The organism is Novosphingobium sp. Chol11 (genome assembly GCF_945870625.1).
GTDB lineage: Bacteria > Pseudomonadota > Alphaproteobacteria > Sphingomonadales > Sphingomonadaceae > Novosphingobium.
The window spans coordinates 1-5,618 of sequence record NZ_CAMBTS010000147.1 but is presented as its reverse complement, the minus strand read 5'-3'; the positions used below and the strand labels follow the sequence as shown (position 1 = coordinate 5,618).

General features: G+C 63.4%; 4 protein-coding genes. 3 read left to right on the top strand and 1 reads right to left on the bottom strand.

Features of this window, described 5'->3' with window-relative positions:
- The first annotated feature begins 215 nt into the window (after positions 1-215).
- From Q0O40_RS15165 to Q0O40_RS15155, 3 genes are all read left to right on the top strand, one after another.
- Positions 216-1,388 carry a hypothetical protein gene (locus tag Q0O40_RS15165; RefSeq protein ID WP_295531752.1) on the top strand — a complete coding sequence of 391 codons (1,173 nt, stop codon included), beginning with the start codon at positions 216-218 and terminating at the stop codon, positions 1,386-1,388.
- Between the two features lie 27 nt (positions 1,389-1,415).
- Positions 1,416-2,717: a 4-aminobutyrate--2-oxoglutarate transaminase gene (gabT, locus tag Q0O40_RS15160; RefSeq protein ID WP_295531749.1), complete on the top strand. Its 1,302-nt coding sequence runs from the start codon at positions 1,416-1,418 to the stop codon at positions 2,715-2,717.
- 124 nt (positions 2,718-2,841) lie between these two features.
- Positions 2,842-5,223: a TonB-dependent receptor gene (locus Q0O40_RS15155; RefSeq protein ID WP_295531746.1), complete on the top strand. Its 2,382-nt coding sequence runs from the start codon at positions 2,842-2,844 to the stop codon at positions 5,221-5,223.
- A gap of 102 nt (positions 5,224-5,325) precedes the next feature.
- Here the strand turns inward: Q0O40_RS15155 and Q0O40_RS15150 are convergent.
- Positions 5,326-5,618, bottom strand: a 293-nt coding sequence (locus Q0O40_RS15150; RefSeq protein ID WP_295531743.1) for a helix-turn-helix transcriptional regulator, incomplete at its 5' end; no start/stop codon positions are given.

Below are 5,618 nucleotides of genomic sequence, written 5' to 3'. Positions count from 1 at the left end.
CATAGCCGGAGGCTACGCTACGCAGCCCCTTGCTTCACCCGCGCTCTCGCGCAACAACGATCCCGAGGCTCTAGTCGCAACTGGATGACGGTTGGGGGTCACGTCAGCCCATCCGCATCAGGCCGCACTTTGATGGTTGGCCGCCGGGGCCAAGTTTAGGCGTAGACCTGCGTCTAAAGCTCATTATCCTGCGCACTTTCGGGAAGGGGATGCATTTGCTCAAGCCATATGACGTAAACAGCCCAGGCGCGGTGCTCAGTGCGATCATTCTGGGCACGCTGGGCGTGCTCTCGTTCATCGTGCAGCCCGCATTGGTGCAGGGTTTCGTCACGCAATTGAAGCTGAGCGAGCCTGAGGCGCTGAACCTGGCCGGGATCGAGATGCTCGGCGTCGCGGTCAGTTCGATCGGCGCGGCCTTTGCTACCGGGGGCATGAACTGGCGGCGGGTCATGGCCATGGCGCTTGCCACGGCGGCGGCGGGCAATGTGCTCTCGGCGGTGCTGGCCGATAGCAGCGGGCTGTGGATCGCGCGGCTGATCGCCGGGTTGGGGCACGGCGCGATCATCACCTTGAGCTTTACTTTCGTGGGGCTGACGGCGCGGGTCGACCGCAATATCGCGTGGTATCTCGCGCTATTGCTCACATATGGCGCGGTCGGCATCTGGGGCATGCCGATGTTTCTGGAAGGCTTCGGGCTTAGCGGGCTTTTCGCGCTGTTTGCGGTGCTGCTGGTGGCGGGCTTCGCGACGGTAGGCTATGTGCCGCGCGCGGCGGATGCGCGCGCGCAATTGCCCGAGGATGCGCGCGATCTGGCTCCCGCGCAGGTGCTGATCGCGCTGATGGGCGTGCTGGCCTACAATCTGGCGCAAGGGATGGCGTGGGCGGTGCTGTTTCTGGTGGGGATTGCGGCCGGGCTGGGCGAGCAGGCGGTGGCCAATGCGCTGTTCATTTCGCAAGTGCTGGCGATTGCCGGCGCGCTGGCATCGGTGTTTCTGGCCGGGGTGTTGGCGCGTGACAGGGCGATTGTGATCGGCATTCTAGGCGGCGCGGCTTGTATCGCGTTGCTGCTGGGGAGCCCGAGCCTCGCGCTGTTCACGTTTTGCGTGTGCGGGTTCAATGTGCTGTGGAATTTCGTGCTGCCGTTCATTCTGGGCACAGTGGGCGCGTTTGACACGCGCGGGCGGATGATCGGGCGCTCGGTGGCGATGCAGATGGTGGGGCTGGGGCTCGGGCCGTTCATTGCCGCCGCGCTGATCGATGGCAACGATTATGCGCGGGTCGAGCTGGTCTGCGTCGGCTTTTTCCTAGCTAGCCTGATGCTGCTGTGGGTGCCGATGCAGGCGCATCGCCGGATGGTGGCGGTGCCTGCTTTGCCTCTGCCACACTGAATTTCTTCGCCGAAAGGACTTTGCCTGATGACCACCAATGCAGAACTCTGGGCGCGGCGCGAAGCGGCGGTGCCGCGCGGCGTAGCCTCCGCCCACCAGCGCTTTTTCGAGCGCGGCGACAATGCCGAAGCCTTCGATGCCGAAGGGCAACGCTATATCGATCTGGCCAGCGGGATCGCGGTTTGCAACACCGGGCACGGCGATCCGCGCATCGTGGCGGCGGTGAAGGCGCAGCTCGACCGGTTTTCGCACTGTTCGTTTCAGGTCACGCCTTACGAGTCCTACATCGCGCTGGCCGAGCAATTGAATGCAATAGCGCCCATACAAGGGCCGGTTAAGACGATTTTCTTCACCACGGGCGCCGAAGCGCTGGAGAACGCGGTGAAGGTCGCGCGCGCGCATACCGGGCGGCGCGGGATCATCACGTTTCAGGGCGGCTATCATGGGCGCACGCTGCTGACCCTCGCGATGACCGGGAAGGTCCTGCCCTACAAGGCCAAGTTTGGCCCGATGCCGACCGATGTGTTCCACACGCGCTTCCCCATCCCCTACCACGGCTTTGACGAGGGTCAGGCGATCGAGGCGCTGGAGGCGGTATTTGCCTCCTCGATCGAACCATCTGCCGTGGCCGCGATCGTGCTCGAGCCGGTGCTGGGCGAGGGTGGGTTCTACAATGCGTCGTACAAGTTCTTCGCAGCATTGCGCGAAATCTGCGACCGGCATGGCATTTTGCTGGTGGCCGACGAGGTGCAATCAGGCTTTGCGCGCACGGGGCGGATGTTTGCGATGGACTGGGTGAACGAGGCGACCGGCGTGCGCCCCGACATCATGACGATTGCCAAGGCGATGGCCGGCGGCTTTCCCATCTCGGGCGTGATGGGCCGCGCCGAGGTAATGGACGCGCCCGATATGGGCGGGCTGGGCGGCACATATGGCGGATCGCCGCTGGGCTGTGTGGCGGGGCTCGAAGTTCTCAAGATCATCGCGGAAGACCGCCTGTGCGAGCGCGCGGTGGCCATTGGCGATGCGATCAAGGGCCGCTTGCGCAGCCTGCAACAGCGCGGCCTGGGCTTCATCGGCGATGTGCGCGGCCCCGGCGCGATGGTGGCGATGGAGCTGGTGCAAGACCGCGACCCCGCGCGGCCCGATCCGGCGCTGACCAAGCGCATCGTCGCCGAAGCCGCCGAAGAAGGGCTGCTGATGCTCTCGTGCGGCATCCGCGGCAATGTGATCCGCTTCCTGCCCGCGCTCAGCGCTTCGGATGCGATCATCGAGGAAGCGATGGACCGGTTGGAGCGGGTTCTGCTGCGCGTGGGTGAGGCGGGGTGAACGGGGGCAGGGAATGTCCTGATCTGCCAAGCGGGAGGGGCGCATTTGCCCGAGGTGCGCTCCAAATGCGCCTGTGCGATGAGGGAATCTCCATCCGGCGCGCGAACCAGACAGGGATGCACCAATGATTGATCGTACCAAACTCCTTTCGGCGTCGCTCGCGGCGCTGGCGGCGGCAATCTCGGTTCCGGCCGCCGCGCAGGAGCAGGTGCAGACTCCGCCTCAGGCAGAGACGGCAGCGGAGCCCGAATCCGGTTTTGGCGATATCGTTGTCACCGCCAACAAGCGTTCGGAAAACCTGCAGAAAGTGGGCATTTCGATCTCGGCCTATTCGGGAGCGCAATTGAAAGCGCTGGGCATTTCGGACACGACGCAGATCACACAGCAGACTCCGGGCTTCCAGCTCAACGCATGGTCGCCCAATGTCACGATCTTCAACTTGCGCGGTATTTCGCAAAACAACTTCACCGATTATCTCGAAGCGCCGGTCGCGGTCTATATGGACGATGCCTATATGGGGTCGATCAACGGCATTTCGGGCCAGTTGTTCGATACCAAGCGGGTGGAAGTGCTGCGCGGGCCGCAAGGCACGCTGTTTGGCCGCAACGCGACAGGCGGGTTGGTGCACTACATCAGCAACGACGCCAGCGACGACAAGCTCAATGGCTATGGCGAGGCGAGCTACGAGCGGTTTGACCGGCGCGCCATCGAAGGCGCGGTGGGCGGCCAGATCTTGCCGGGCGTGCGCTTTCGCGTGGCGGGGCGATTTGTGCAGTCCGATGGCTATATCAAGTCCGCCGCCGCCTTGCCGGGCACATTCGAAGGCAACGGGCAGAATCTGGGCGGCGAGAACGGCTGGGCGCTGCGCGGCAACCTGCAGTTCGATGTGGGCAGCGACGGCAAGCTCGATCTGTGGGTGAAGCACAGCGAGGACAATTCGGTCGCGACCGGCGGCTATGTGTTCGATAACTGCGACTTGCTGGCCAATGGCTATTGCGGTGTGAACGACGCCGGGCTGAGCAATGGCACGGGCGGCGTGATCAACGGGATCACCGGCGAGAAGGCCAGCCCTTATGCCAACTTTTCCAACGATCTGGGCAATTTCAACCGCACCACCAACATCTACCAGAGCAAGCTGGTCAAGCAGATGGGCGGGATCGAGTTTACCGGGATCACCAATTACACCACGGTCGACAAGGACTATGCCGAGGACGGCGACGCGCTGCCGATCACGGTGATCCAGTTCCTGACGACCGCGAAATACAAGCAGTTCAGCCAGGAATTGCGGCTTTCCGGCGCTAGCGACAGGTTCCGCTGGCAAGTGGGGGCTTATTATCTCGACATGAAGATCGATGGGTCGATCACCACCATTGGCGCGCCGGTGCTGGGCACCGCGTTCGCCGTGAACGGCGCGGCCAACGATCCGCGCGTGGCCGAAACCTACAAGCTGCGCTCGAAGAACTGGTCGCTGTTTGGGCAGGGCGAATTTGATCTGGCCGAGCAGCTTACGCTGATCGCGGGCGTGCGTTATTCGCAGGATACCAAGTCGATCGATTATGCCTCGCGCCTGATCGATAGCGGCTTTCCCACCGTGGTGCGCGCGACCAACGCGACATTTGCGGCTGGGGTGCCCGGCATCGACCGCATCCGCTACGGCGATTGGGCCGCGCGCGTGGGGCTGAACTTCAAGCCCAATCCCGATACCTTGATCTTCGCGTCGTGGAACCGGGGCATCAAGGGCGGCAACTGGACGCTCAGCGCGGACGTGACGCCGGCCAGCTTTCGCCACAATCCCGAGCGGCTCAATTCGTTCGAGGGCGGGGTGAAATGGGCCAGCGCAGACCGCAAATTGCGGCTGAACCTGACCGGCTATCACTACATCTACGACCAGTATCAGGCGTTCTCGGTGCTGGGCGGATTGCCGCAGGTGAACAACAGCGATGCGCGCGCGACGGGCGCGGAGCTTGAGGCTTTCTGGCAGCCATCGCGGCATTTCAATGCCAATTTCGGCGCGACGTGGGAAACGACGCGGGTCGATCAGGTGCAAGGGCCGGGATCGCAATTCGGCCCGGAATTCTTCCCCGGCGCGCCCAATGCGCAATTCTGCGTCAACCAGAACGATGGCTCGTTCTTCTGCGACTATCCGCAAAAGACGATTACCGGCGCGCGGCTGCCCAATGCGCCGCGCTTCAGCGCGAACTACTTGCTGCGATACAATCAGGATGCGCTGGGCGGCAATGTCGCGGTGCAGTTTGACGGGGTTTGGTACGACGACCAGTATCTTGAAGTGACCAATGGCGCGTCTTCGCTTCAAAAGGCGTACAACGTCTCGAACGCCTCGCTGACCTGGACCAGCGCGAATGATCGTTATGCGGTGCAGGTGTTCGGCCGCAACGTTTTCAATCAGGCCTACCGCGCCTATACGCTGAACCTCGGCATTCTGGGCACGACCTCGGTCTACGCGCGGCCTGCGACCTACGGGCTCAGCGCGACGGTTCGCTGGTAAGGTGGCGGTTGAGCTTTCAACGTAACGCCAGCGCCCTAAACCCGCTCATGCTTCGACAAGCTTAGCATGAGCGGGGCTCGGTAAAGGTTGGATCTCGACGCGCTACCCCCCGCCACCTCCGCCATCGCGGAACTTCTTGGGGGTGGTGCCGAAGTGGCGGTGGAAGCTGCGCACGAAGCTGGCGCTTTCGGCAAAGCCCAGAGCAAGCGCGATTTCGGCAATGTCGCGGCGGCTTTGCTGCAGCAGCCGGGCCGCAGCATTCATCCGCCGTTCCTGCACAATAGCGCGCCAGCTCATGCCTTGCGCGCGCAGCCGCCGGTTCAACGTGGCGACCGAGATGCCCAAAGCTGCTGCCGCTTCGCGCAGCGTCGGGGTGGCGTCAAGTGGACTGGCTT

Bases quoted from the DNA above. Each gene is read 5' to 3' on its own strand.
- gabT (WP_295531749.1), top strand. From the start codon at position 1,416: ATGACCACCAATGCAGAACTCTGGGCGCGGCGCGAAGCGGCGGTGCCG.
- Q0O40_RS15155 (WP_295531746.1), top strand. From the start codon at position 2,842: ATGATTGATCGTACCAAACTCCTTTCGGCGTCGCTCGCGGCGCTGGCG.